19 protein-coding genes are annotated in these 24,278 nt (G+C 72.4%); 15 read left to right on the top strand and 4 right to left on the bottom strand.

Annotated elements, in window-relative coordinates:
* Positions 1-68: 68 nt before the first annotated feature.
* The 11 genes from AB0F56_RS02960 to AB0F56_RS02910 all read left to right on the top strand — a co-directional run bounded on the left by AB0F56_RS02960 (position 69) and on the right by AB0F56_RS02910 (position 15,866).
* Positions 69-1,628: a PucR family transcriptional regulator gene (locus AB0F56_RS02960; protein ID WP_362003307.1), complete on the top strand. Its 1,560-nt coding sequence runs from the start codon at positions 69-71 to the stop codon at positions 1,626-1,628.
* Between the two features lie 519 nt (positions 1,629-2,147).
* Positions 2,148-3,116 (top strand): EamA family transporter, encoded by a 969-nt coding sequence (locus AB0F56_RS02955; RefSeq protein ID WP_362003306.1) that lies wholly within the window; start codon positions 2,148-2,150, stop codon positions 3,114-3,116.
* A 245-nt stretch (positions 3,117-3,361) separates the two neighbouring features.
* Entirely contained in the window at positions 3,362-4,807 is a 1,446-nt protein-coding gene (locus AB0F56_RS02950) for an aldehyde dehydrogenase family protein (protein WP_362003304.1), read from the top strand.
* A 199-nt stretch (positions 4,808-5,006) separates the two neighbouring features.
* On the top strand, positions 5,007-6,935 hold the full coding sequence (locus AB0F56_RS02945) for an acyl-CoA dehydrogenase family protein (RefSeq protein ID WP_362003302.1): 1,929 nt from the start codon (positions 5,007-5,009) through the stop codon (positions 6,933-6,935).
* A 121-nt stretch (positions 6,936-7,056) separates the two neighbouring features.
* The gene (aroA, locus tag AB0F56_RS02940; protein ID WP_362003300.1) at positions 7,057-8,346 is read left to right on the top strand and encodes a 3-phosphoshikimate 1-carboxyvinyltransferase; all 1,290 of its coding nucleotides are present in this window, start codon (positions 7,057-7,059) and stop codon (positions 8,344-8,346) included.
* Positions 8,347-8,380: 34 nt separating this feature from the next.
* Complete coding sequence (gene dxr / locus AB0F56_RS02935) at positions 8,381-9,643, top strand: 1-deoxy-D-xylulose-5-phosphate reductoisomerase (RefSeq protein WP_362003299.1); 1,263 nt, start codon at positions 8,381-8,383, stop codon at positions 9,641-9,643.
* On the top strand, positions 9,640-10,944 hold the full coding sequence (locus AB0F56_RS02930) for a site-2 protease family protein (protein ID WP_362003297.1): 1,305 nt from the start codon (positions 9,640-9,642) through the stop codon (positions 10,942-10,944). Before dxr ends, AB0F56_RS02930 begins: the two co-directional genes overlap by 4 nt.
* 105 nt (positions 10,945-11,049) lie before the next feature.
* On the top strand, positions 11,050-12,207 hold the full coding sequence (ispG, locus tag AB0F56_RS02925; RefSeq protein WP_362003295.1) for a flavodoxin-dependent (E)-4-hydroxy-3-methylbut-2-enyl-diphosphate synthase: 1,158 nt from the start codon (positions 11,050-11,052) through the stop codon (positions 12,205-12,207).
* A 228-nt stretch (positions 12,208-12,435) separates the two neighbouring features.
* A complete protein-coding gene (locus tag AB0F56_RS02920) occupies positions 12,436-13,281 on the top strand; it encodes a GNAT family N-acetyltransferase (protein ID WP_362003294.1) in 846 nt (281 codons plus the stop codon).
* Positions 13,282-13,334: 53 nt separating this feature from the next.
* Positions 13,335-13,898 (top strand): GNAT family N-acetyltransferase, encoded by a 564-nt coding sequence (locus AB0F56_RS02915; protein WP_362003293.1) that lies wholly within the window; start codon positions 13,335-13,337, stop codon positions 13,896-13,898.
* A 267-nt stretch (positions 13,899-14,165) separates the two neighbouring features.
* A complete protein-coding gene (locus AB0F56_RS02910) occupies positions 14,166-15,866 on the top strand; it encodes a proline--tRNA ligase (protein WP_362003292.1) in 1,701 nt (566 codons plus the stop codon).
* Between the two features lie 48 nt (positions 15,867-15,914).
* On the opposite strand, the gene AB0F56_RS02905 is transcribed toward AB0F56_RS02910, so the two are convergent.
* Genes AB0F56_RS02905 through AB0F56_RS02890 form a run of 4 tightly spaced genes read right to left on the bottom strand, consistent with a single transcriptional unit; the run spans position 15,915 to position 18,878 of the window.
* Positions 15,915-16,823 (bottom strand): slipin family protein, encoded by a 909-nt coding sequence (locus AB0F56_RS02905; protein WP_362003290.1) that lies wholly within the window; start codon positions 16,821-16,823, stop codon positions 15,915-15,917.
* A 47-nt stretch (positions 16,824-16,870) separates the two neighbouring features.
* Entirely contained in the window at positions 16,871-17,770 is a 900-nt protein-coding gene (locus tag AB0F56_RS02900; protein ID WP_362003289.1) for an aminoglycoside phosphotransferase family protein, read from the bottom strand.
* Positions 17,771-17,826: 56 nt separating this feature from the next.
* Positions 17,827-18,243: a ferritin-like domain-containing protein gene (locus AB0F56_RS02895; RefSeq protein ID WP_362003287.1), complete on the bottom strand. Its 417-nt coding sequence runs from the start codon at positions 18,241-18,243 to the stop codon at positions 17,827-17,829.
* Positions 18,240-18,878 carry a hypothetical protein gene (locus AB0F56_RS02890; RefSeq protein WP_362004003.1) on the bottom strand — a complete coding sequence of 213 codons (639 nt, stop codon included), beginning with the start codon at positions 18,876-18,878 and terminating at the stop codon, positions 18,240-18,242. The genes AB0F56_RS02895 and AB0F56_RS02890 overlap by 4 nt, the downstream gene beginning before the upstream one ends.
* A gap of 125 nt (positions 18,879-19,003) precedes the next feature.
* Here AB0F56_RS02890 and rimP point away from each other — a divergent pair, with 125 nt between their 5' ends.
* From rimP to infB, 4 genes are all read left to right on the top strand, one after another.
* Complete coding sequence (gene rimP, locus AB0F56_RS02885) at positions 19,004-19,501, top strand: ribosome maturation factor RimP (RefSeq protein WP_361967968.1); 498 nt, start codon at positions 19,004-19,006, stop codon at positions 19,499-19,501.
* Positions 19,502-19,503: 2 nt separating this feature from the next.
* Positions 19,504-20,511, top strand: a complete 1,008-nt coding sequence (gene nusA / locus AB0F56_RS02880; protein ID WP_362003285.1) for a transcription termination factor NusA — start codon at positions 19,504-19,506, stop codon at positions 20,509-20,511.
* A gap of 135 nt (positions 20,512-20,646) precedes the next feature.
* Positions 20,647-20,925, top strand: coding sequence for a YlxR family protein (locus tag AB0F56_RS02875; protein WP_362003283.1), 279 nt, complete (start codon positions 20,647-20,649; stop codon positions 20,923-20,925).
* Between the two features lie 147 nt (positions 20,926-21,072).
* Positions 21,073-24,177 (top strand): translation initiation factor IF-2, encoded by a 3,105-nt coding sequence (infB, locus tag AB0F56_RS02870; protein ID WP_362003282.1) that lies wholly within the window; start codon positions 21,073-21,075, stop codon positions 24,175-24,177.
* Positions 24,178-24,278 lie beyond the last annotated feature (101 nt).

Below are 24,278 nucleotides of genomic sequence, written 5' to 3'. Positions count from 1 at the left end.
GCCCTGGCACAATCGAGGGCGCCGCTCGGCTGAGCGGCGACCCCTCCCCAAAGGTCCGACGGTCCCCAATGCCGCCCACCCTCGCCTCCCTCGCCCAGCACTCGGCGCTCAAGCTCACCGTGCGCGCGGGTGAGGACCGCCTCGACACCCCCGTGCGCTGGGCCCACGTCAGCGAGCTCGCCGACCCCGTCCCCTACATGGAGGGCGGCGAGCTGCTGCTCACCACCGGACTCACCCTGGACGCCGAGGACGCCGAGGCGATGCGCCGCTACGTCCGGCGGCTGCTCGCCGCGGGCGTGGTCGGGCTCGGCTTCGCCGTCGGCGTCAACTACGACGACATCCCGCCGGCGCTCGTGGAGGCGGCGGGGGCGGAGGGTCTGCCGCTGCTCGAAGTACCGCGCCGGACCCCGTTCCTGGCCATCAGCAAGGCGGTGTCGGCGGCCATCGCGGCCGACCAGTACCGGGCGGTCACGGCGGGCTTCGAGGCCCAGCGGGAGATGACCCGGGCGGCGCTCGCGGAGGGCCCGGACGCCGTCGTCGCCCGGCTCGCGGCGCACGTGGACGGCTGGGCCGCGCTGTACGACACGTCCGGGACGGTCCTCGCCGCGTCGCCCGAGTGGGCGGCGCGCCGGGCCGCCCGCCTGACGCCCGACGTCGAACGGCTCCGGGAGCGGCCCGCGCCCGCGAGCGCGGTCGTCGGCGGCACGGAGGACCGGGTCGAGCTCCAGTCCCTGGGCACGGGGCGGCGGGTCAGGGGCGCGCTCGCGGTCGGCACGGGCGCGCCGCTCGGGACGGCGGAACGGTACGCCGTGCACTCCGCGATCGCCCTGCTCACGCTGACCACCGAGCGGTCGCGCTCGCTGCAGGCGGCGGAGGCGCGGCTCGGGGCGGCGGTGCTGCGGATGATGCTGTCCGGGCAACCGGACCACGCGCGGGCGGTCGCAGGGGACCTCTACGGCGGGCTCCTGGACGCCCCCTTCCGCCTGCTCATCGCCGAGCAGGCGGCGGGGGAGCGGGAGGGCGAACCGCCGCTGCCGGAGCTGGCGGAGGCCCTGGAGTCGGCGGCGGCGCGGGCGGGCGAAACGGTTCTGACGGTCCCGGAGGGCGAGGAGCGCCTGCTGGTCCTGGCCGGGGACGGCGGGGCGGTCGTCTCGGCCTGCGAGGCGTACGCGGAACGGGACGCGGAGGAGACCGGCGTCGTCGTCGGGCTCTCCGCCCCGGCGGGCCCGATCGCGGCGGCGGCCGCCTACAAGCAGGCCGAACAGGCCCTCTCGGTCGCGCGCCGACGCGGCAAGGCGCTGGTCGAGCACGAGGACCTGGCGGCCGGCTCGGTTCTTCCCCTGCTGGCCGACGACGCGGTCCGCGCCTTCGCGGACGGCATGCTCCGCGCCCTGTACGAACACGACGCGACCGGCCGCGGCGACCTGGTCGCCTCCCTCCGCGCCTGGCTCTCCCGCCACGGCCAATGGGACGCGGCCGCCGCCGACCTCGGCGTCCACCGCCACACCCTCCGCTACCGCATGCGCCGAGTCGAGGAGATCCTCGGCCGCTCCTTGGACGACCCGGACGTCCGCATGGAGTTGTGGCTGGCCCTCAAGGCCACAGGCACGGACGCGGACACCCGCTGAGGGCGATGCGCGACGGGCGGGCCGAGCGCCTGGCTTGAGGCGCACCCGCACGGCGAGGGCTTGGCTTGGGGCGCGCCCGGGCGGCGAGGGCCGGGCTTTGAGGCGGCACCCGCGCGGCAAGGGCCCGGCTTGGGGCGCACCCGCGCGGCCCAGGGGCCCGGTCTGAGGCGGGTCGGGGCAACCCGCGCTGGCCCTGGGACGAAGGTGCCCCCGCCCGCCGCTCGCACCCACGCGGGACGCGAGCGGCCGGATCGGCGGCGATGGCGGGCACGGCACCGAGCGCCGAGGACGCGGCCTGAAGCGCGTCGGAGCGGTCCTGGGGCCGAGCCCCGGTTCGGGAAGGGGCGGGGTGGGGGAGAGCCCGCCGCAGGCGCCCCCCAGAACCCGCACCCGCACCCGCCCGCCGAACCCCATCAGCCACCCCTCATCGCCCCCCACACGCCCTGAAATCCCCTTCCCCTGCCCGAACTCGGGCAGTTTTCCTGGTCATTCGCCCCCGAACTCCCTAATCTCCTGCGCATGACAAGCCCCGCCGAACCGGCTCACGAGGTCCGATCCGACCCCCAAAAGCCCGGAACCGACCCCGCCTCCACCCCCACCCGGCGGATATCCGGCGCCGTCTGGGCCGCCCTCGGGATCGTGTACGTCGTCTGGGGGTCGACGTACCTCGGGATCCGGGTCGCCGTCGAGACAATGCCGCCGTTCCTCTCCGCCGCACTCCGGTTCGTCGTCGCGGGCCTCCTCCTCGTCGCCCTGATCGCCTGGCGCCAAGGCCCCTCCGCCCTCAAGGTCACCCGTGCGCAGCTCGGCTCCGCCGCCCTCGTCGGGCTGCTCCTGCTCCTCGGCGGCAACGGCCTCGTCGTCCTCGCCGAGACCTCGATCCCCTCCGGTCTCGCCGCCCTCCTCGTCGCCGTCGTCCCCGCCTGGGTCGTCGTCCTCAAGGCCGGATTCGGTGAGCGCCCCACCGCCGGAGGCGTGGCCGGAGTCCTTCTGGGCCTGGCCGGCCTCGCGATCCTCACCCTCCCCGGAGTCAGCGGAGACGTCCGCATCGGCGGCGTCGTCCTCGTCGTCATCGGCACCCTGGCCTGGTCTGTCGGCTCCTTCTCCTCCTCGCGCATCCAGATGCCCGCCAACCCCTTCACCGCCAGCGCGTACGAGATGGTCGCCGGCGGCCTCGGCTGCGCCGCGGTCGGCCTGATCAGGGGCGAGCAGTACGGTCTCGACCTCGCGGCGATCTCCGCCCGGTCCTGGACCGCCCTCGCCTACCTCGTCGTCTTCGGGTCCCTGATCGCCTTCACCGCGTACGCCTGGCTGCTCCAGACCGCACCGCTCTCGCTGGTCGCCACCTACGCGTACGTCAACCCGGTCGTCGCCGTCCTCCTCGGCGCCCTCGTCCTGGACGAGGCCCTCACCTGGCCCATCGCCGTCGGCGGCGCGGTGGTCGTGGCGGGGGTGTGCCTGATCGTGACGACGGAACGCCGCCGCTGACAGGGGCCGGGGCAGCGACGGGGGCCGGGGCCCAGGCCCAGGACCCGGCCCAGGCCCAGGCCCAAGGCCCAGGCCCACGTCCCAGCCCCCAGCCCAACCCCCATCCCAGACTCGCACGCATGCCAATCCGTCAGAGTCGCCCGCCCCCACCACTCCACACCGCACAAACCACCCCCCACCCCCTTCGCCCTAACGTGTCACGAGAGCAATCGCTCGCACCCCCGATACGAAAGGGCCGGGACGCAATGACTGCCACCCACGCCTTCTGGCTCGCCGGCCGCGAGGCCACCGGCGAGGCCACCTTCGACGTCACGAACTCCTATGACGGACGACTGGTCGGCAAGGTCAGCGTGCCCACCGAGGCCCAGGTCGAGGAGGCCGTCGCCGCCGCGCACGCCGTCGTCGACGAGTTCGCCGCGAGCCCGGCGCACGTCCGCGCCGCCGCCCTCGACCACGTATCGAAGCGGCTCGCCGAGCGCACCGAGGAGATCGCCCAGCTGATCTCCGCCGAGAACGGCAAGCCCATCAAGTGGGCGCGTGGCGAGGTCGGCCGCGCCGTCTCCGTCTTCCGTTTCGCCGCCGAGGAAGCCCGCCGCTTCAACGGCGGAGAGGCCCAGCGCCTCGACACCGAGGCCGGCGGCGTCGGCCGTCTGGCGATCACCCGCCGTATCCCCAAGGGCGTCGTCCTCGGCATCGCGCCGTTCAACTTCCCGCTGAACCTCAGCGCCCACAAGGTCGCCCCGGCCATCGCCGTCGGCGCCCCGATCATCCTCAAGCCGGCCCCGGCCACCCCCATCTCGTCCCTGATCCTGGGCGAGCTGCTCGCCGAGACCGACCTCCCGGCCGGCTCCTGGTCCATCCTGACCGTGCCGAACGACCGCATGCCCGCCCTCGTGCAGGACGAGCGCCTCCCGGTCATCTCCTTCACCGGCTCGGACACCGTCGGTTACGCCATCCAGCAGTCCGTGCCGCACAAGCACTGCACCCTGGAGCTCGGCGGCAACGCCGCCGCCGTCGTCCTCGGCGACTGGGCGTCCGAGCAGGACCTGGACTGGGCGGCGACCCGGATCGCCACCTTCTCCAACTACCAGGGCGGCCAGTCCTGCATCTCCGTGCAGCGCGTCATCGCCGACGCGGCCGTCTACGACCGGCTCGTCCCGAAGATCGTCGCGGCCGTCGAGGCCCAGGTCACCGGCGACCCGGCGGACGACGCCACCGACGTCGGCCCGCTGGTCAACGAGGACGCCGCCAAGCGCGTCGAGTCCTGGGTGGACGAGGCCGTCAAGGGCGGCGCGAAGCTGCTCACCGGCGGTGGCCGCGAGGGCGCGACCTACGCCCCGACCGTCCTCGCCGACCTCCCGGCCGACGTCACCCTTGCCCGCGCCGAGGTCTTCGGCCCGGTCCTCACGGTCGCCAGGGTCGACGGCGAGGCCGAGGCCTTCGCCGCCGTCAACGACTCGGACTTCGGCCTCCAGGCCGGCGTCTTCACCCACGACCTGCAGACCGCGTTCCGTGCCCACCGCGCGCTCGAGGTCGGCGGCGTGATCATCGGCGACGTCCCGTCCTACCGCGCCGACCAGATGCCGTACGGCGGCGCCAAGAAGTCCGGCGTCGGCCGCGAGGGCGTCAAGTACGCGATGGACGACTACACGTACGAGCGCGTCCTGGTCCTCACGGGCCTGGCGCTGTAACCCGTACGCCGTAAAGAGCCGACGGCCGGAGCCCACTGTGCGGGGGCTCCGGCCGTCTCCTTTGTTCCCGGTCGTGACCGGTTGTTTCCGGCCGCCTCCGACGGCGACCGGTCGCCGTTCGTCTTTCCGAACCGCCCGGAATCGGGTACCACGGACAGTAGCCACAAAGGCACCCGACGAGCGGCGAGGTGAGCTCCTCATGTCCGCACCCACCCAGCGGCCCAAGGTCACGGAACGCGAGGCCCGGCAGGTCGCCGAGGCAGCGCGCGAGCAGGACTGGCGGAAACCCAGCTTCGCCAAGGAGCTGTTCCTCGGCCGCTTCCGCCTTGACCTCATCCACCCCCACCCGCTCCCGTCCGAGGAGGACGTACGGCGCGGTGAGGCCTTCCTCGCCAAGATGCGCGTCTTCTGCGAGACGCGGATCGACGGCCGGGCGATCGAACGCGAGGCCCGCATCCCCGACGAGGTCGTCACCGGTCTCAAGGAGATCGGCGCGTTCGGGATGAAGATCGACACGAAGTACGGGGGCCTCGGCCTCACCCAGGTGTACTACAACCGGGCCCTCGCCCTCGTGGGCTCCGCGAGCCCCGCGATCGGCGCGCTGCTCTCGGCGCATCAGTCGATCGGCGTACCGCAGCCCCTGAAGATCTTCGGTACGCAGGAACAGCGCGACGCGTACCTCCCGCGGCTGGCCACCACGGACATCTCTGCCTTCCTCCTGACCGAGCCGGACGTGGGCTCCGACCCGGCGCGGCTCGCCACCACGGCCGTACCGGATGGTGACGACAGCTACGTCATCGACGGCGTCAAACTCTGGACGACCAACGGCGTCGTCGCGGACCTGCTCGTGGTCATGGCGCGGGTGCCGAAGTCCGAGGGGCATCGGGGCGGCATCACGGCCTTCGTCGTGGAGGCGGACTCGCCCGGCATCACGGTCGAGCACCGCAACGCGTTCATGGGCCTGCGCGGCCTGGAGAACGGCGTCACCAGGTTCCACGGCGTCCGGGTGCCCGCAGCGAACCGTATCGGCCCCGAGGGCGCGGGTCTCAAGATCGCCCTGACCACCCTGAACACCGGCCGGCTCTCGCTTCCCGCGATGTGCGTCGGCGCGGGGAAGTGGGCGCTGAAGATCGCCCGCGAGTGGTCGGCGGTACGGGAGCAGTGGGGCAAGCCGGTCGCGCGGCACGAGGCGGTCGGCACGAAGATCTCCTTCATCGCGGCGACCACGTTCGCCCTGGAGGCGGTCGTCGACCTCTCCTCGCAGATGGCCGACGAGGACCGCAACGACATCCGCATCGAGGCGGCGCTCGCGAAGCTCTACGGCTCCGAGATGGGCTGGCTCATCGCCGACGAGCTGGTCCAGATCCGGGGCGGGCGCGGCTACGAGACGGCGGACTCGCTGGCGGCCCGGGGCGAGCGGGCGGTGCCCGCGGAGCAGCTCCTGCGGGACCTCCGGATCAACCGCATCTTCGAGGGCTCGACCGAGATCATGCACCTGCTGATCGCCCGCGAGGCGGTCGACGCGCACCTCGCGGTCGCGGGCGACATCATCGACCCGGACAAGTCGCTGGGCGACAAGGCGAAGGCGGGCGCGCGGGCGGGCGGCTTCTACGCCCGCTGGCTGCCGAAGCTGGTCGCGGGACCGGGTCAACTCCCGAATGCGTACGCGGAGTTCGGCGCGCTGGCGACGCACCTGCGCTACGTGGAGCGGACGTCCCGGAAGCTGGCCCGCTCGACGTTCTACGCGATGTCGCGCTGGCAGGGCCGGATGGAGCTCAAGCAGGCGTTCCTCGGGCGGATCGTGGACATCGGCGCGGAGCTCTTCGCGATGAGCGCGGCGTGCGTACGGGCGGAGTGGCTGCGGTCTTCGGGCGACCCGCACGGGCGCGAGGCGCAGGCGCTGGCGGACGCGTTCTGCCGGCAGGCGCGGCTGCGGGTGGAGGAGCTCTTCGGCCGCCTCTGGTCCAACACGGACGACATCGACCGCCGCGTCGTCGACGCCGTCCTGGCGGGCCGCTACGAGTGGCTGGAGTCGGGCGTGGTCGACCCCTCGGACGACGGCCCCTGGATCGCCGACGCCACCCCGGGCCCCTCCGACCAGGAGAACGCCCACCGCAAGATCCCCTGACGGGGACCTCCTGGGTGGTGGTGGGCATCGGCCTCTGCCGGCCGATGCCCACCCGCCCGTGGAAACGTCCACGTCCCGGACGCCCCCCGCCACCTCGCCCGTCCCACGGCACCATGGCCCCGTGACCGTCATCGACATTCCCGGCTCCAAGTCCGTCACCGCACGCGCGCTCTTTCTCGCCGCGGCCGCCGACGGGACCAGCACGCTTCTGCGGCCGCTCGTCTCCGACGACACCGAGGGGTTCGCCGAAGGGCTCAAGGCCCTCGGGTACGAGGTCCGGCAGGACGCCGACGCCTGGCACATCCAGGGGCGGCCCCAGGGCCCCGCCGCCGGCGACGCCGATGTCTACTGCCGCGACGGCGCCACCACCGCCCGCTTCCTCCCCGCCCTCGTCGCCGCCGGCGCCCACGGCACGTACCGCTTCGACGCCTCCCCCCAGATGCGCCGCCGCCCCCTCGGCCCCCTCACCACCGCCCTGCGCACCCTCGGCGTCGACCTCCGCCACTTGGAGCGCGAGGGCCACCACCCGCTCACCGTCCACGCCGCCGGGATCAAGGGCGGTGCGCTCACGCTCGACGCCGGCCAGTCCTCCCAGTACCTGACGGCGCTCCTCATGCTCGGCCCGCTCACCGCCGAGGGCCTCTCCATCACCGTGACCGACCTGGTCTCGGAGCCGTACGTCGAGATCACCCTCGCGATGATGCGGGCCTTCGGCGCCCAGGTCACCCGGGAGGACCTCACCTACACCGTCGCGCCCACCGGTTACCGCGCGACCACCTACGCCGTCGAGCCCGACGCCTCCACCTCCTCGTACTTCTTCGCGGCCGCCGCCCTCGACCCCACCCCCGGCCGCGAAGTCACCGTCCCCGGTCTCGGCACCGGCGCCCTCCAGGGCGACCTCGGCTTCGTCGACGTCCTGCGCCGGATGGGCGCCGAGGTGGAGATGACCGCCACCGCCACCACCGTCCGCTCCACCGGGCGCCTCCACGGCCTGACCGTCAACATGCGCGACATCTCCGACACCATGCCGACCCTCGCCGCCCTCGCGCCCTTCGCCGACGGGCCCGTCCGGATCGAGGACGTCGCCAACACCCGCGTCAAGGAGTGCGACCGCCTCGACGCCTGCGCCGAGAACCTCCGCCGCCTCGGCGTCACCGTCACCACCGGGCCCGACTGGATCGAGATCCAGCCCGGCACCCCCACCGGACCCGCCGAGATCGCCACCCACGGCGACCACCGGATCGTCATGTCCTTCGCCGTCACCGCCCTGCGCACCCTCGGCATCACCTACGACGACCCCGGCTGCGTACGGAAGACCTTCCCGGGCTTCCACGACGTCTTCCACGACGTCTTCCAGGGATTCCCGCACCTCTCCGGCACCGGCTTCGGAGCGTTCACCCGCACCCAGTGAAGGCCGCGCGCTCTTTGTGGCAAGAATGGGGGGCATGAGCGACCGCCCCTCTCCTCTCGCCGACCCGCACCTGGTCTTCGATCCCACCGAAGGCCGCCGGGACATCGTCGTCCTCGGCTCCACCGGGTCCATCGGCACCCAGGCCATCGACCTGGTCCTGCGCAACCCCGACCGCTTCCGGGTCACCGCCCTCGCCGCCTCCGGCGGCCGGGTCGCGCTGCTCGCCGAGCAGGCGTACCGGCTCAAGGTCGCGGCCGTCGCCGTCGCCCGCGAGGACAAGGCCCCTGAGCTGCGCGACGCGCTGACCGCGTTCTACGGCCCCGGTGCCGCGCTCCCCGAGATCCTCGCCGGTCCCGACGCCGCCACCCAGCTCGCCGCCTCGCCCTGCCACACGGTCCTCAACGGCATCACCGGCTCCATCGGCCTGGCGCCCACGCTCGCCGCCCTCGAAGCGGGCCGCACCCTCGCCCTCGCCAACAAGGAGTCGCTGATCGTCGGCGGCCCGCTGGTCAAGGCGCTGGCCAAGCCCGGCCAGATCATCCCGGTCGACTCCGAGCACGCCGCCCTCTTCCAGGCGCTCGCCGCCGGCACCCGCGCCGACGTCCGCAAGCTGGTCGTCACCGCCTCCGGCGGCCCCTTCCGCGGCCGTACGCGGGCGGAGCTGGCGGACGTCACCCGCGAGGACGCGCTCGCCCACCCGACCTGGGCCATGGGCCCGGTCATCACGGTCAACAGCGCGACCCTGGTCAACAAGGGCCTGGAGGTCATCGAGGCGCACCTCCTCTACGACATCCCCTTCGACCGCATCGAGGTCGTCGTCCACCCCCAGTCGTACGTCCACTCGATGGTCGAGTTCACCGACGGCTCCACCCTCGCCCAGGCCACCCCGCCGGACATGCGCGGCCCCATCGCCCTCGGCATCGGCTGGCCCGAGCGCGTCCCGGACGCCGCCCCCGCCTTCGACTGGACCAAGGCCTCCAGCTGGGAGTTCTTCCCGCTCGACACGGAGGCCTTCCCCTCCGTCGGTCTCGCCCGTCACGTCGGCGAGCTGGGCGGCACCGCGCCCGCCGTGTTCAACGCGGCGAACGAGGAGTGCGTCGAGGCGTTTCTCGCCGGAAGGCTGCCCTTCAACGGAATCATGGATACGGTCACGGCAGTCGTCACCGAGCACGGCACCCCCGACCGGGGAACCCGGCTCACGGTGGCGGACGTCCTTGAAGCGGAGACCTGGGCCAGGGCCCGGGCCCGGGAACTGGCAGCACAGGCTGCGAAGGCGACCGCGGAGGCGCGCGCATGACCGTACTTCTGACGCTCCTCGGCATCGCGCTGTTCGCGTTCGGGCTGCTCGTCTCCATCGCCTGGCACGAGCTCGGCCACCTCTCCACGGCCAAGCTCTTCGGCATCCGCGTGCCCCAGTACATGGTCGGCTTCGGCCCGACGATCTGGTCGCGGAAGAAGGGTGAGACGGAGTACGGCATCAAGGCCATCCCGGCCGGCGGCTACATCCGGATGATCGGCATGTTCCCGCCCGGTAAGGACGGCCGGATCGAGGCCCGCTCCACCTCGCCCTGGCGCGCCATGATCGAGGACGCCCGCGAGGCCTCCTTCGAGGAGCTCCAGCCCGGCGACGACAAGCGGCTCTTCTACACGCGCAAGCCGTGGAAGCGCGTCATCGTGATGTTCGCCGGCCCGTTCATGAACCTGATTCTCGCCGTGCTGCTCTTCTTCGGCAGCGCGATGGCCGTCGGCTTCGAGACGCAGACGACCAAGGTCGCGGGTGTCACCAACTGCGTCATCGACCAGAGCGAGAAGCGCGACACCTGCAAGTCGACCGACCGGCCCTCGCCCGCCAAGGCCGCCGGCCTGCTCGCGGGCGACCGGATCGTCGCCTTCAACGGTGAGCGCGTCACCGACTGGAACACCCTCTCCGACCGCATCCGCGCCACCACCGGCACGGCCACCGTCACCGTCCAGCGGGACGGCAAGGAGCTGGACCTCAAGGCCACCCTCCTGGAGAACAAGGTCCTCAAGAAGGACGCGGACGGCCAGGTCGTGCAGCCCGTGCAGTACGTCTCCGCCGGCTACCTCGGCTTCGAGTCCGGCCGCGAGGTCGTCCCGCTCACCTTCGGCGAGTCCGCCTCCCGGATGACCGACCAGCTCCAGGCCGGCTTCGAGTCCGTCCTCGCCCTGCCGGGCAAGATCCCCGACCTCTGGGACGCCACCTTCGGCGACGGCGAGCGCAAGCAGGACTCGCCCGTGGGCGTCGTCGGCGCGGCCCGGATCAGCGGCGAGCTGATGAGCATCGAGGCACCGGCGGAGACCCGCCTGGTCTTCTTCCTCCAGCTGCTCGTCATGTTCAACGTCTCGCTGTTCCTGTTCAACATGCTGCCGCTGCTCCCGCTCGACGGCGGTCACATCGCCGGCGCCCTGTGGGAGTCCGTACGCCGCCACACCGCGCGGATCTTCCGGCGCCCCGACCCGGGCCCGTTCGACGTGGCCAAGCTGATGCCGGCCGCCTACGTGGTGGCGGGCGTGTTCGTCTGCTTCACGCTGCTCGTCCTCGCCGCGGACATCGTCAACCCGGTGAAGCTGACGTGACGCCCGGGTGGCCGGACCCCCGGGGTGTCCGGCCGCCCACCGCCGGGGCGGTAACCTCGAAGACCTGAGCCCGATGAACCACACCTCCTTGGGGTTGTACAGCTGATGACCGCGATCTCTCTCGGTATCCCGTCCGTTCCGACCCGGCTCGCCGAGCGGCGCAAGAGCCGCCAGATCCAGGTCGGTACCGTGGCCGTCGGCGGCGACGCACCCGTCTCGGTCCAGTCCATGACGACGACCCGGACGTCCGACATCGGCGCCACCCTTCAGCAGATCGCCGAGCTGACCGCCTCCGGCTGCCAGATCGTGCGCGTCGCCTGCCCGACGCAGGACGACGCCGACGCGCTCGCGACGATCGCGAAGAAGTCGCAGATCCCGGTGATCGCCGACATCCACTTCCAGCCGAAGTACGTCTTCGCCGCCATCGACGCCGGCTGCGCGGCCGTCCGCGTCAACCCCGGCAACATCAAGCAGTTCGACGACAAGGTCAAGGAGATCGCGCACGCCGCCAAGGACGCGGGCACGCCGATCCGGATCGGCGTCAACGCGGGCTCCCTCGACGCCCGGCTGCTGAAGAAGTACGGCAAGGCCACCCCCGAGGCGCTCGTCGAGTCCGCGCTGTGGGAGGCGTCCCTCTTCGAGGAGCACGGCTTCGGCGACATCAAGATCTCGGTCAAGCACAACGACCCGGTCGTGATGGTCAACGCCTACCGCCAGCTCGCCGCCCAGTGCGACTACCCGCTCCACCTCGGCGTCACCGAGGCCGGTCCCGCCTTCCAGGGCACCATCAAGTCGGCCGTCGCCTTCGGCGCGCTGCTGTCCGAGGGCATCGGCGACACGATCCGCGTCTCGCTCTCCGCGCCGCCGGTCGAGGAGGTCAAGGTCGGCAACCAGATCCTGGAGTCGCTGAACCTCAAGCCGCGCCGCCTGGAGATCGTCTCCTGCCCGTCGTGCGGCCGCGCCCAGGTCGACGTCTACAAGCTCGCCGAAGAGGTCACCGCCGGCCTCGACGGCATGGAGGTCCCGCTGCGCGTCGCCGTCATGGGCTGCGTCGTCAACGGCCCCGGAGAGGCCCGCGAGGCCGACCTCGGCGTCGCCTCCGGCAACGGCAAGGGCCAGATCTTCGTCAAGGGCGAGGTCATCAAGACCGTCCCCGAGTCGAAGATCGTCGAGACCCTCATCGAAGAGGCGCTGAAGATCGCCGAGCAGATGGAGAAGGACGGCGTCGCCTCGGGCGAGCCCACGGTCGCCATCGGCGTCTGACCCCGTCCCGTACGCACACCACAAGGCCCCGGCGCCCCCGCGCCGGGGCCTCGCGCGTCCCCGGCGGGGCGCGGCCAGGACCCCCGAGGATCGGCCGGGCGAGCACCCACGGGCGCCGGACCGTGCCCGAAAGGGCACCCCGCGTGGGCCCCGCGCACTCACCCGTCACCTCCTCGGCGCGTTAGGTACAGTGCGGAGAATCAGCAGACCGCATGGTGAGGCCCCCTCGTGTTGACGCAGACCACCACCCGGGTCCTCGAACCCGCCGACCTCGGCGCCGCGCTCGCCGTCCTGGAGAGCGCCCCCGTCGAGAACGCCTTCGTGACCGCCCGCGTCCAGGCCGCCGGGCTCGACCCCTGGCGCCTCGGCGGCGAGATGTGGGGCTGGTACACCGACGGGCGGCTGCGCTCCCTGTGCTACTCCGGCGCCAACCTCGTCCCCCTCTGCGCCACCCCCGACGCCGTCCGCGCCTTCGCCGACCGCGCCCGCAGGACCGGCCGCCGCTGTTCCTCCATCGTCGGCCCCTCCGAGCCCACCTCCCAGCTCTGGAGCCTCCTGGAGCCCAGCTGGGGCCCCGCCCGCGACGTCCGCGCCCACCAGCCGCTGATGGTCACCGAAGCGCCCTCCGCCACCGTCGAGGCCGACCCGCTCGTCCGCCGCATCCGCAAGGACGAGATGGAGCTGATCATGCCCGCGTGCGTGGCCATGTTCACCGAGGAGGTCGGCATCTCCCCGATGGCCGCCGACGGCGGCCTGCTCTACCAGGCCCGCGTCGCCGAACTCGTCGGCACCGGCCGCTCCTTCGCCCGCGTCGAGGACGGCAAGGTCGTCTTCAAGGCGGAGATCGGCGCCGCCACCCGCCAGGCCTGCCAGATCCAGGGCGTCTGGGTCGCCCCCGAGCACCGCGGCCGCGGCCTCTCCGAGACCGGCATGGCCGCCGTGCTCCGCTACGCCCTCGCCGACGTCGCCCCCGTCGTCAGCCTGTACGTCAACGACTACAACACCCCCGCCAGGGCCGCGTACCGCCGCGTCGGGTTCCGCGAGGTCGGGGCCTTCATGAGCGTCCTGTTCTGAGCCCGCGTCCGGTTCCGAAGCACGCGCTCCGAGGCGCTTGTAAGGTGCGGCGCATGGATGACGCCGAGAGCCACGTCAGGATCGGACCCGTCGACCTCGCCGCACGGGTCGACGACGCCCTCGCCGTTCAGGCGATCGCCTTCGGCTTGAGCGCGGACGAGGTCGTCGTCCGCCGCCACATCGTGCTGCGCCATCTCCAGAACCCCGGCGCCCGCGCGTACGGCGCGACCACCGCCTCCGGCCGGCTCGTCGGCTTCGTGTACGGGATGCCCAACGACCGCGCCCACTGGTGGTCCTCCATCGTCGAGCCGTACCTCCGCTCCAACGGCACCGCCGACTGGCTCGACGACTCCTTCGTCATCACCGAGCTCCACGTCCACCCCGGCCACCAGGGGCGGGGCGTCGGCCGCGAGCTGATCACCACCATCACCGACCAGTCGAAGCTGCCCCGCTCGATCCTCTCCGCCATCGACACCGAGAGCCCCGCCCGCGGCCTGTACCGCTCCCTCGGCTACGTCGACCTCGCCCGGCAGGTCCACTTCCCGAGCGCCCCCCGCCCGTACGCCGTGATGGGCGCCCCGCTCCCGCTGCCCCGACGGGCCGCGACCGGGAACTGATTTCCGCCCGCAGGCGCCGCCCGGCTAACCTCCTAGGGGGTGTCCGGCGGACCATGGCCGGGGCCACGACGTCTGGCACGGCACTCCCCCAAGCTCTTCGAGCAGGGGGGACCCCCACGCCGCGTTGCCGAAACGCCTGAATAGCTCCGCTATCAAGGCGCTCCGGCGCCTTGCGAGGCACCGCACCAGACGCCGCGTCCTGTCCGACCCTGGTCCGCCGGACACCCCCTAGCCATCACCCAGATTTCCGGCAGGAGTACGAGAACCATGGCCAACGCACCGGTCCAGCGCATGTCCCAGTTGATGGCGAAGACGCTGCGCGACGACCCGGCGGACGCCGAGGTCCTCAGCCACAAGCTCCTCGTCCGGGCCGGCTATGTCCGCCGTACCGCCGCCGGCATCTGGAGCTGGCTGCCCCTGGGCAAGAAGGTCCTCGCCAACGTCGAGCGGATCGTCCGCGAGGAGATGGACGGCATCGGCGCCCAGGAGGTCTCGCTGCCCTCCCTGCTGCCCCGTGAGCCCTACGAGGCCACCGGCCGCTGGGACGAGTACGGCGCCGAGCTCTTCCGCCTCCAGGACCGCAAGGGCGGCGACTACCTCCTCGGCCCGACGCACGAGGAGATCTTCACGCTCCTGGTCAAGGACCAGTGCTCGTCCTACAAGGACCTGCCCGTCATCCTGTACCAGATCGCGGCGAAGTACCGCGACGAGGCCCGCCCCCGCGCCGGCATCCTGCGCGGCCGCGAGTTCCTGATGAAGGACTCGTACTCCTTCGACACGGAGGACGAGGGCCTCGCCCAGTCCTACGCCCTGCACCGCGCCGCCTACCAGCGGATCTTCGAGCGCCTCGGCCTCGACTACCGTATCTGCGCCGCGACCGCGGGCGCGATGGGCGGCTCGAAGTCCGAGGAGTTCCTCGCCCCCGCCGAGGCCGGCGAGGACACCTTCGCGGACTGCCCGAACTGCGACTTCGCGGCGAACACCGAGGCGATCACCTACGAGCTGAAGCCGGTCGACGGCTCGGCCGTCCCCGCCGCCGAGGAGATCCCCACCCCCGACACCCCCACCATCGAGACCCTCGCCGCCTCCCTCGGCGTGGCGGCCTCGGCCACGCTGAAGAACCTGCTGGTCAAGGTCGACGGCGAGATCGTCGCCGTCGGCGTGCCCGGCGACCGCGAGGTCGACCTGAGCAAGGTCGAGGCGCACTTCGCGCCGGCCACGGTCGAGATGGTCACCGAGACGGATTTCGCCGGCCGCGAGGACCTCGTCCGTGGCTACGTCGGCCCGCAGGGCCTGGAGAAGGTGAAGTACCTCGCCGACCCGCGCGTCGCGCCCGGCACGGCCTGGATCACGGGCGCCAACAAGGAGGGCACGCACGCGAAGGACGTCGTCGCGGGCCGTGACTTCGAGGTCGACGAGTACGTCGACGTCGTGGTCGTCCTGGACGGCGACCCGTGCCCCAAGTGCGGCACCGGCCTGAAGCTCGACCGCGCCATCGAGATCGGCCACATCTTCCAGCTGGGCCGCAAGTACGCCGACGCCCTCAAGCTCGACGTCCTCGGCCAGAACGGCAAGCCCGTCCGCGTCACCATGGGCTCGTACGGCATCGGCGTCTCGCGTGCCGTCGCCGCCCTCGCCGAGCAGTCCGCCGACGACAAGGGCCTGTGCTGGCCCGCCGAGGTCGCCCCGGCCGCCGTCCACGTGGTCGCCGCCGGCAAGGCGCTCCAGACCGAACTGGCCCTGGAGGTCTCCGAGAAGCTGCGCGCCGCGGGCCTCCGCGTCCTGGTCGACGACCGCGCGGGCGTCTCCCCGGGCGTCAAGTTCACCGACGCGGAGCTGATCGGCGTCCCGAAGATCCTCGTCGCCGGCCGCCGCTCGGCCGAGGGCGTCCTGGAGCTGAAGGACCGCCGCACGGGCGAGCGCGAGGAGCTGACGGTCGACGAGGCGATCGCCCGCCTCAGCGCCTGACGGCCGTAGACGCAGGGGTGGGGGTGCCTTCGGGCGCCCCCACCCGCGTCACGCCGCCTTGTCCTGCGGGAACGGTTCCACCGGCGCGCCCGTCAGCGTCTCGTCCGAGGCCAGCGGCGGCTCCGGCAGAGCCAGGTCCTCGACGGCCGGGACGCCCGGGAGAGGTTCCTGCCGGGGCGTCGCGGGCTGGTCCGGCGCCGGAGCCGCCCGCTCCAGGAACCTGAGCAGCTCCACCGGGATCGGCAGCACCAGCGTCGAGTTCTTCTCCGCCGACACGGCCATCACCGTCTGCAACAGCCTCAGCTGCAGCGCCGCCGGCTGCGCCGACATCACGCCCGCCGCCTCCGCCAGCTTCTTCGACGCCTGGAGCTCCGCGTCCGCGTTGATCACCCGCGCGCGCCGCTCCCGGTCCGCCTCCGCCTGCCGCGCCATCGACCGCTTCATGGTCTCCGGCAGCGACACGTCCTTGATCTCCACCCGGTCGATCTGCACACCCCACCCGATGGCCGGCGAGTCCAGCATCAGCTCGAGGCCCTGGTTGAGCTTCTCCCGGTTGGAGAGCAGATCGTCCAGATCGCTCTTGCCGATGATCGACCGCAGCGAGGTCTGCGCCATCTGCGAGACGGCGAACTTGTAGTCCTCCACCCGCACCAGCGCCTCGGCCGCGTCCACCACCTTGAAGTAGACGACCGCGTCCACCCGCACCGTCACGTTGTCCCGCGTGATGCCCTCCTGCGCGGGCACGGGCATCGTCACGATCTGCATGTTCACTTTGTGGAGCCGGTCCACGACCGGACGGATCATCGTGAACCCCGGCTGGCGGACATCGCCCAGGAGCCGGCCGAAGCGGAAGACCACGCCCCGTTCGTACTGCTTCACCACGCGTGCCGCCGCGCCCACGTACACCAAGGCGGCCACTCCGGTCGCCGCCGCCGCTGCGAGAATCTCCTCGACCATCACGGCCCCCAAAGGTCCGAGCCGAGTCCTACAGCAAAGGTATTCCCCTACAGCCAGCCCGCGAACTCCAGGAGCAGCTCCGCGTCCTGCCGACGGCCCGCCGTCAGCGCCCGGGTCCCCGATTCGACCGCGCGGAACAGGGTCCAGCCGCGCAGCCGTTCCCGGTCCACCTCCAGCGAATCCGCGAGCCGGTTGACCCGCCGCCGGGCCGACGACGCCCCGGCCGAGGCCGCCACCAGATCCTCGACCCGGTCCCGTACGAGCCGCGCCAGGTCGTAGGCGCGCTCGCCGACCAGCGGCTCGGGGCCGACGGCCAGCCACGGCGTACGGTCACCGCCGAGCACCTTGCCCTGCCGGAAGTTCCCGTGCAGCAGCAGCGTCTCCGGGGGAGACGCGACCAGCTCCTCGCGCACCTCGAGGGCGGCGGCGGTCAGCGCCCCGGTCTCGACCTCGCCCCGGTAGGAGTCCATCGCCGCCGCCTGCCGTGCGGTGCGCTCGGCGACCGTCTCGAAGCCGTGCCCCGCGGGCGGCTCGACCCACAGCCTCCGTACCGTGCCCGCCGCCTCAAGGAGGGCCTTCGCCTCCGGCAGGGACCGCAGCGACACCTCCGGATGCAGCCGCTCCAGAAGCAGCGAACCGTCCTCGGGCGCGTCGAGCAGCCGCGCCGCGCCCCAGCCGTCCCAGTGCGCAAGGGCGTCCCGCTCCAGATCGGGGCGTGCGGCCTCGGGGGCGATCTTCAGCGCGGCGGGGGATCCGTCGGGGCGCCGTACGAGCACCACCAGGCTGCTGCGCCCGCCGGGCGCCATCACCCGCTCGACGTCCAGGGAGGCGTGCTCCACCGTGGTCCGCGCGAGTTCGGGCAGCTTTTCGAGCCACTCGGCCGCGACAGCGTCGCCGTACGTCTCGGCGAGCGTCCGCACCAGTCGCTGCGGCGGTTCGAAAGCCATGCGTGCGTTGTTCCTTCTGCAGTACGAAGCCTGGTCAGGGCCGTTTCGGGTCCGCGCTACGCCCGCTCGGCGAGCCCAGGAAAGGTTACGTCGGTGCCGCGCCAGCGGACGGCCCGTACGGCCGCCTCGCGCAACGCGGCGGCCGCCTCCCGCCGCAGCGGCCCCTCGGCCGCCCGGACGAGGTCGGAGTACACCCCGGCCACCCGGTCCTCCAGGACGGCGGCGAGCCGTACGGCGGCGGCCCGGTCCGGCACCGCGAACGGCAGCTCGTAGCCGGCCGCCGCCGCGACCGGTTCGCCGCCCAGGTCCCGCACGGTCCTGCGCAGGCTGTCGCGCCGGGCCCGGTGCGCCTCGTACGCGGCCGTGGCCTCGGCCCGCCGCTCGGCGCCGATCCGGCCGCCGACGACCCCGTACCCGTACACCGCCGCGTGCTCGGCGGCGAGCGCGGCTCGCGCCGCTTCGAGGGCGCTCATGCCCGGCCTCCTTCGGTCAGCAGGTACGCGTGCGCGGCGCCGGAGGCCGCCACCGAGGCGAGCAGCCGGGCGTACTCGGGCTCCGCGTCGAGCAGCGCCGCCGCGTGCGCGTCGGCGGTCCTGCGCGCGAGCGCCGCCAGTTCCTTCAGCGCGAGGGCCGGATCGGCCGGTACGGGAAGGGAGGCGGGGGTCCCCGGGGCCGACGGCGTCGCGGCCGGTCCGTCGCCGGGATCCGCCGACCGGGTGTCCGCCGAAGGAGCGGCCTTTCCGGTCTTTCCGGCGTCCCCGGCCGCACCGGCGGCACCGGGAGTGCCGCCCGCCTCCGCGCCCTCCGCGAGCGCGGCCGCGTGCGCCGCCACCGCCGTCCGCAGCGGGGTCAGCCGCGCGGTCAGCGCCGGATGGGCGGCGAGCACCTCGTCGTAACGTTCCAGCAGGGTCCGGCTCGTCGCCGCCGAACGGCGCCGCAGCGCCGCCTCGGCCCGCGCCGCGAGCTCGGCCGCGCTCGGCTTCCTCGGCCGCTCGGGGCCGCTCTCGGCGGTGCAGCCGACCAGCGTCACCGCCCCCGCGGCCAGGAGCGCGCGCCTGCCCAAGGTCCCCGTGCGCCCCACATTCACTCCCTCGGCCAGGTCGAAGATCACCGCAGGCGAGCGTACCCGCGGCCCCCGGGGCCGTGGACGGCAACACCCCCCGCGACCGGATACCCTTTGGTCTGACACGCGACGAAACCCACAACAGCACACGCGGCCGAGGAGTCACCCGGATGAGCACCACCCAGAGCGACAGGCTGCGAGCACTCCTTGAGCCGCTCATCGCCGCGCAGGGACTCGACCTCGAAGAGATCGAGGTGGCCTCCGTGGGACGCAAGCGGGTGCTGCGTGTGGTCGTCGACTCCGACGAAGGTGCCGATCTGGACCAGGTCGCCGATGTGAGCCGCGCGCTCTCGGAGACGCTGGACGAGACCGACGCGATGGGCGAGGGGGAGTACACCCTCGAGGTCGGCACCCCGGGCGCGGAGCGCCCGCTCACCGAGCCCCGCCACTACGTGCGCGCCACCGGCCGCCTCGCCAAGCTGCAGCTGAACGACGGCGCGGAGCTCGTCGCGCGCATCCTCGCCGTGGACGAGACCGGCGTCGACCTCGAAGTGCCGGGCGTGAAGGGGCGCAAGCCCACCGCCCGCCGGGCCGAGTTCGCGGACATCGCCAAGGCGCGTGTCGAGATCGAGTTCAACCGCAAGGACAAGAAGGAAGAGGAGGCGTAGCCGTGGACATCGACGTGAAGCTCCTGAAGGGCTTGGCACAAGAGAAGGAGATCTCCTTCGATCTGTTGGTCGAGGCGATCGAGTCGGCCCTCCTCATCGCGTACCACCGCACCCCCTCGGCCCGCCGCCACGCGCGCGTGGAGCTGAACCGGCAGACCGGTCACGTGACGGTGTGGGCGAAGGAGGACCCCTCCGAGCTGGAGGAGGGCCAGGAGCCCAAGGACTTCGACGACACCCCGTCGGACTTCGGCCGGATCGCGGCCAGCACCGCCCGCCAGGTCATCCAGCAGCGGCTGCGGGACGCCGAGAACGACGTCACCTTCGGCGAGTACGCCCGCCGCGAGGGCGACATCGTCGCCGGACAGGTGCAGCAGGGCAAGGACCCGAAGAACGTCCTCGTCCGCCTCGACGACAAGCTGGAAGCCATCCTTCCGGTGCAGGAGCAGGTGCCGGGCGAGGACTACACGCACGGTCTGCGGCTGCGCACGTACGTCGTCCGGGTCGCCAAGGGTGTCCGCGGTCCGTCCGTCACCCTTTCGCGTACGCATCCCAATCTGGTGAAGAAGCTGTTCGCTCTGGAGGTCCCCGAGATCGCCGACGGTTCCGTCGAGATCGCGGCGATCGCCCGTGAGGCCGGCCACCGCACCAAGATCGCCGTACGGTCCACCCGTTCGGGCCTGAACGCCAAGGGCGCCTGCATCGGCCCCATGGGCAGCCGGGTGCGCAATGTCATGGCGGAGCTGCTCGGCGAGAAGATCGACATCGTCGACTGGTCGGACGACCCGGCCGAGATGGTGGCGAGCGCGCTCTCCCCGGCCCGGGTCTCCAAGGTCGAGATCGTCGACCTGGCCGCCCGTTCCGCCCGGGTGACCGTGCCGGACTACCAGCTGTCGCTCGCGATCGGCAAGGAGGGCCAGAACGCCCGCCTCGCCGCCCGCCTCACCGGCTGGCGCATCGACATCCGCCCGGACACCGAGCAGCCGTCGGAAGACGCGCGCGCCCGGGACTGAGCGCGGAGGGGATCCGCGAGGGTCCCGAGGAATGAATCTCGCCGTCGTCACGTTGTGCGACGGCGAGATCACGACAGACGACCGTTCGATTTTTGCCCCAAACGGGTGAGGTCGCTACGGGGAGGTAGACTTAGCGTGTCTGGCCGGACGCAAGACCGAGCGTGCCCTGAGCGAACCTGTGTGGGATGCCGGGAGCGAGCGGCCAAGAGCGATCTGCTGCGCATCGTGGAGGTCGAGGGCGCGTGCGTCCCCGATCATCGCGGTACGCTGCCCGGCCGGGGTGCGTATCTGCACCCCGCCTCGGTCTGTCTCGACCTGGCGGTCCGCCGCCGGGCGTTCCCGAGGGCCTTCAAGGTCCAGGGTCCGCTCGAAACGGCGGAAATCCGCTTTCACGTCGAGCAGGCAGCACCGTAAGAAGAAGTACGGCACGGATAACCGTGCGGTCAGGTACCTCGCGAGTTGGAAGTAGGTCGAGATTGCGATGAGCACTCGATGAGTACGCGATGAGTACGCCCATGAAGTAGCGACGGTCCGGCGGTAACCGGACCTAAAAGGAGCGAAGTGGCTAAGGTCCGGGTATACGAACTCGCCAAGGAGTTCGGCGTGGAGAGCAAGGTCGTCATGGCCAAGCTCCAAGAACTCGGTGAATTCGTCCGTTCGGCGTCCTCGACGATCGAGGCGCCGGTCGTGCGCAAGTTGACTGATGCGCTGCAGGGTCCCGGCGGTTCCGCCGGCAAGACCGCTGCCAAGCCTGGCGCGCCTCGTAAGGCCGCCCCCTCGAAGCCCGCGGCGCCGTCTCCGGCCGCCGCGGCACGTCCCGCTGCCCCCAAGCCCGGCGCCCCGGCCCCCAAGCCGGCCCCCGCCGCGCCCGCGGCACCGGCCCCGGTCACCCCGGCGGCCCCCGCGAGCAGCACCCCCTCTCCGGCTCCGGCCGCCTCGGGCCCCCGCCCGGGCCCGAAGCCCGCGCCCAAGCCGGTCACGCCGGCTCCGGCCGCGCCCGAGTTCACCGCGCCTCCGGCGGCTCCCGCCGCCGGTCAGCGTCCCGGTGGCGGCGCCCAGGGACCCCGTCCCGCCGGCGAGCGTCCCGCCCGTCCGGGTCAGGGCGCGCCGCGTCCGCAGGGCCAGGGTGCCCCGCGTCCGCAGGGCCAGGGCGCTCCGCGTCCGGGCGGTGCCCGTCCGGCCGGTCCGCGTCCGGGCAACAACCCCTTCACCTCGGGTGGCTCCACCGGAATGGCGCGCCCGCAGGCGCCCCGTCCGGGTGGCGGTGCCCCCCGTCCTGGTGGCGATCGTGCCGTTCCGGGTGCCCCGCGTCCGCAGGGCGGCCCCGGTGGCGCCCCGCGTCCCCAGGGTCAGGGCGGCGCCCGTCCGACCCCCGGTGGCATGCCTCGTCCGCAGGCTCCCCGTCCGGGCGGCGCGCCCGGCGGTAACCGTCCGAACCCGGGCATGATGCCGCAGCGTCCCGCTGCCGGCCCGCGTCCCGGTGGTGGCCCCGGTGGCGGCGGCCGTGGTCCCGGTGGCCCCGGTGGTCGTCCGGGTGGCGGCGGCGGTCGTCCCGGTGGCGGCGGCTTCGCCGGCCGTCCGGCCGGTCCCGGTGGTGGCGGCGGCGGCTTCGCCGGTCGCCCCGGCGGTCCCGGTGGTGGCGGCGGTCGTCCGGGTGGTCCCGGCGGCGGTGGCGGCGGCTTCGGCGGTCGTCCCGGCGGCTTCGGCGGACGTCCCGGTGGCCCCGGTGGCCGTGGTGGCACGCAGGGCGCCTTCGGTCGCCCCGGCGGTCCCGCGCGTCGTGGTCGCAAGTCGAAGCGTCAGAGGCGCCAGGAGTACGAGGCCATGCAGGCCCCGTCGGTCGGCGGCGTGATGCTGCCTCGCGGCAACGGCGAAGCCATTCGCCTGTCGCGCGGTGCCTCCCTCACCGACTTCGCCGAGAAGATCGGCGCCAACCCGGCGTCGCTCGTCGCGGTGATGATGAACCTCGGTGAGATGGTCACGGCCACGCAGTCCGTCTCCGACGACACGCTGACGATGCTCGGCGAAGAGATGAACTACACCGTTCAGATCGTCTCGCCGGAGGAGGAGGACCGCGAGCTCCTCGAGTCCTTCGACATCGAGTTCGGCGAGGACGAGGGCGGCGAAGAGGCTCTGGTCTCCCGTCCGCCGGTCGTCACCGTCATGGGTCACGTCGACCACGGCAAGACCCGACTGCTCGACGCGATCCGCAAGACGAACGTCGTCGCGGGCGAGGCCGGTGGCATCACCCAGCACATCGGTGCCTACCAGGTCGGCACCGAGGTCAACGGCGAAGAGCGTCGCATCACCTTCATCGACACCCCGGGTCACGAGGCGTTCACCGCCATGCGTGCCCGTGGTGCGAAGTCGACCGACATCGCGATCCTCGTGGTCGCGGCCAACGACGGCGTCATGCCGCAGACGATCGAGGCGCTCAACCACGCCAAGGCCGCCGGCGTCCCGATCGTCGTCGCGGTCAACAAGATCGACGTCGAGGGTGCGGACCCGACCAAGGTCCGCGGTCAGCTGACCGAGTTCGGTCTGGTGGCCGAGGAGTACGGCGGCGACACGATGTTCGTCGACATCTCCGCCAAGCAGGGTCTGCACATCGACTCCCTGCTCGAGGCCGTCGTCCTCACCGCCGACGCCTCGCTCGACCTGCGGGCCAACCCGAACCAGGACGCGCAGGGCATCGCGATCGAGTCCCACCTCGACCGTGGTCGTGGTGCCGTCTCGACCGTCCTGGTCCAGCGCGGAACGCTGCGCATCGGCGACACCGTGGTAGTCGGCGACGCGTACGGCCGCGTCCGGGCGATGCTCGACGACAAGGGCAACAACGTCGAGGAGGCGACCCCGTCGACTCCCGTCCTGGTGCTCGGTCTCACCAACGTGCCGGGTGCCGGCGACAACCTCCTGGTCGTCGACGAGGACCGTACGGCCCGTCAGATCGCCGAGAAGCGTGCTGCGCGTGAGCGCAACGCCGCCTTCGCCAAGCGCGTCCGCCGGGTGTCCCTCGAGGACCTCGACAAGGTGCTCAAGGCCGGTCTGGTCCAGGAACTCAACCTCATCATCAAGGGCGACGCGTCCGGTGCGGTCGAGGCTCTCGAGGCCTCGCTGCTCCAGCTCGACGTCGGCGAAGAGGTCGACATCCGTGTCCTGCACCGCGGTGTGGGTGCGGTCACCGAGTCCGACATCGACCTGGCCATGGGCTCCGACGCCATCGTCATCGGCTACAACGTCCGGGCTGCCGGCCGTGCGGCGCAGATGGCGGAGCGCGAAGGCGTCGACGTCCGGTACTACTCGGTGATCTACCAGGCCATCGAGGAGATCGAGGCGGCTCTGAAGGGCCTCCTCAAGCCGGAGTACGAAGAGGTCGAGCTCGGTACGGCGGAGATCCGCGAGGTCTTCCGCTCGTCCAAGCTGGGCAACATCGCCGGTGTCCTCATCCGCTCCGGCGAGGTCAAGCGCAACACCAAGGCGCGCCTCGTCCGCGACGGCAAGGTCATCGCCGAGGACCTCACGATCCACGGTCTGCGCCGCTTCAAGGACGACGTCACCGAGATCCGCGAAGGCTTCGAGGGCGGTATCAACCTCGGAAACTTCAACGACATCAAGATCGACGACGTCATCGCCACGTACGAGATGCGCGAGAAGCCGCGCGCCTGACGGCAATAGGTACAAGCCCGCGCGTAGCGCGGTCCACCAGGGGTGGTGGCCGGGCGGCGGGTGGGGACCGGGGCCGGTCGGCGGAAAGTATTCCGTCGATC

Origin of the sequence: Streptomyces sp. NPDC026092 (assembly GCF_040638605.1) — a bacterium.
Classification (GTDB): domain Bacteria; phylum Actinomycetota; class Actinomycetes; order Streptomycetales; family Streptomycetaceae; genus Streptomyces.
The sequence above is the reverse complement of the archived record's forward strand: the minus strand, read 5'-3'. Positions and strand labels throughout refer to the sequence as shown.

Excerpts from the sequence above, each read along its gene's own strand:
- AB0F56_RS02915 (WP_362003293.1), top strand. The coding sequence starts at position 13,335 with ATGGATGACGCCGAGAGCCACGTCAGGATCGGACCCGTCGACCTCGCC.
- rimP (WP_361967968.1), top strand. The coding sequence starts at position 19,004 with ATGAGCACCACCCAGAGCGACAGGCTGCGAGCACTCCTTGAGCCGCTC.
- AB0F56_RS02895 (WP_362003287.1), bottom strand. The coding sequence starts at position 18,243 with ATGAGCGCCCTCGAAGCGGCGCGAGCCGCGCTCGCCGCCGAGCACGCG.
- AB0F56_RS02900 (WP_362003289.1), bottom strand. The coding sequence starts at position 17,770 with ATGGCTTTCGAACCGCCGCAGCGACTGGTGCGGACGCTCGCCGAGACG.
- AB0F56_RS02955 (WP_362003306.1), top strand. The coding sequence starts at position 2,148 with ATGACAAGCCCCGCCGAACCGGCTCACGAGGTCCGATCCGACCCCCAA.
- ispG (WP_362003295.1), top strand. The coding sequence starts at position 11,050 with ATGACCGCGATCTCTCTCGGTATCCCGTCCGTTCCGACCCGGCTCGCC.
- AB0F56_RS02910 (WP_362003292.1), top strand. The coding sequence starts at position 14,166 with ATGGCCAACGCACCGGTCCAGCGCATGTCCCAGTTGATGGCGAAGACG.
- AB0F56_RS02960 (WP_362003307.1), top strand. The coding sequence starts at position 69 with ATGCCGCCCACCCTCGCCTCCCTCGCCCAGCACTCGGCGCTCAAGCTC.
- AB0F56_RS02950 (WP_362003304.1), top strand. The coding sequence starts at position 3,362 with ATGACTGCCACCCACGCCTTCTGGCTCGCCGGCCGCGAGGCCACCGGC.
- AB0F56_RS02930 (WP_362003297.1), top strand. The coding sequence starts at position 9,640 with ATGACCGTACTTCTGACGCTCCTCGGCATCGCGCTGTTCGCGTTCGGG.
- AB0F56_RS02945 (WP_362003302.1), top strand. The coding sequence starts at position 5,007 with ATGTCCGCACCCACCCAGCGGCCCAAGGTCACGGAACGCGAGGCCCGG.
- dxr (WP_362003299.1), top strand. The coding sequence starts at position 8,381 with ATGAGCGACCGCCCCTCTCCTCTCGCCGACCCGCACCTGGTCTTCGAT.
- AB0F56_RS02905 (WP_362003290.1), bottom strand. The coding sequence starts at position 16,823 with ATGGTCGAGGAGATTCTCGCAGCGGCGGCGGCGACCGGAGTGGCCGCC.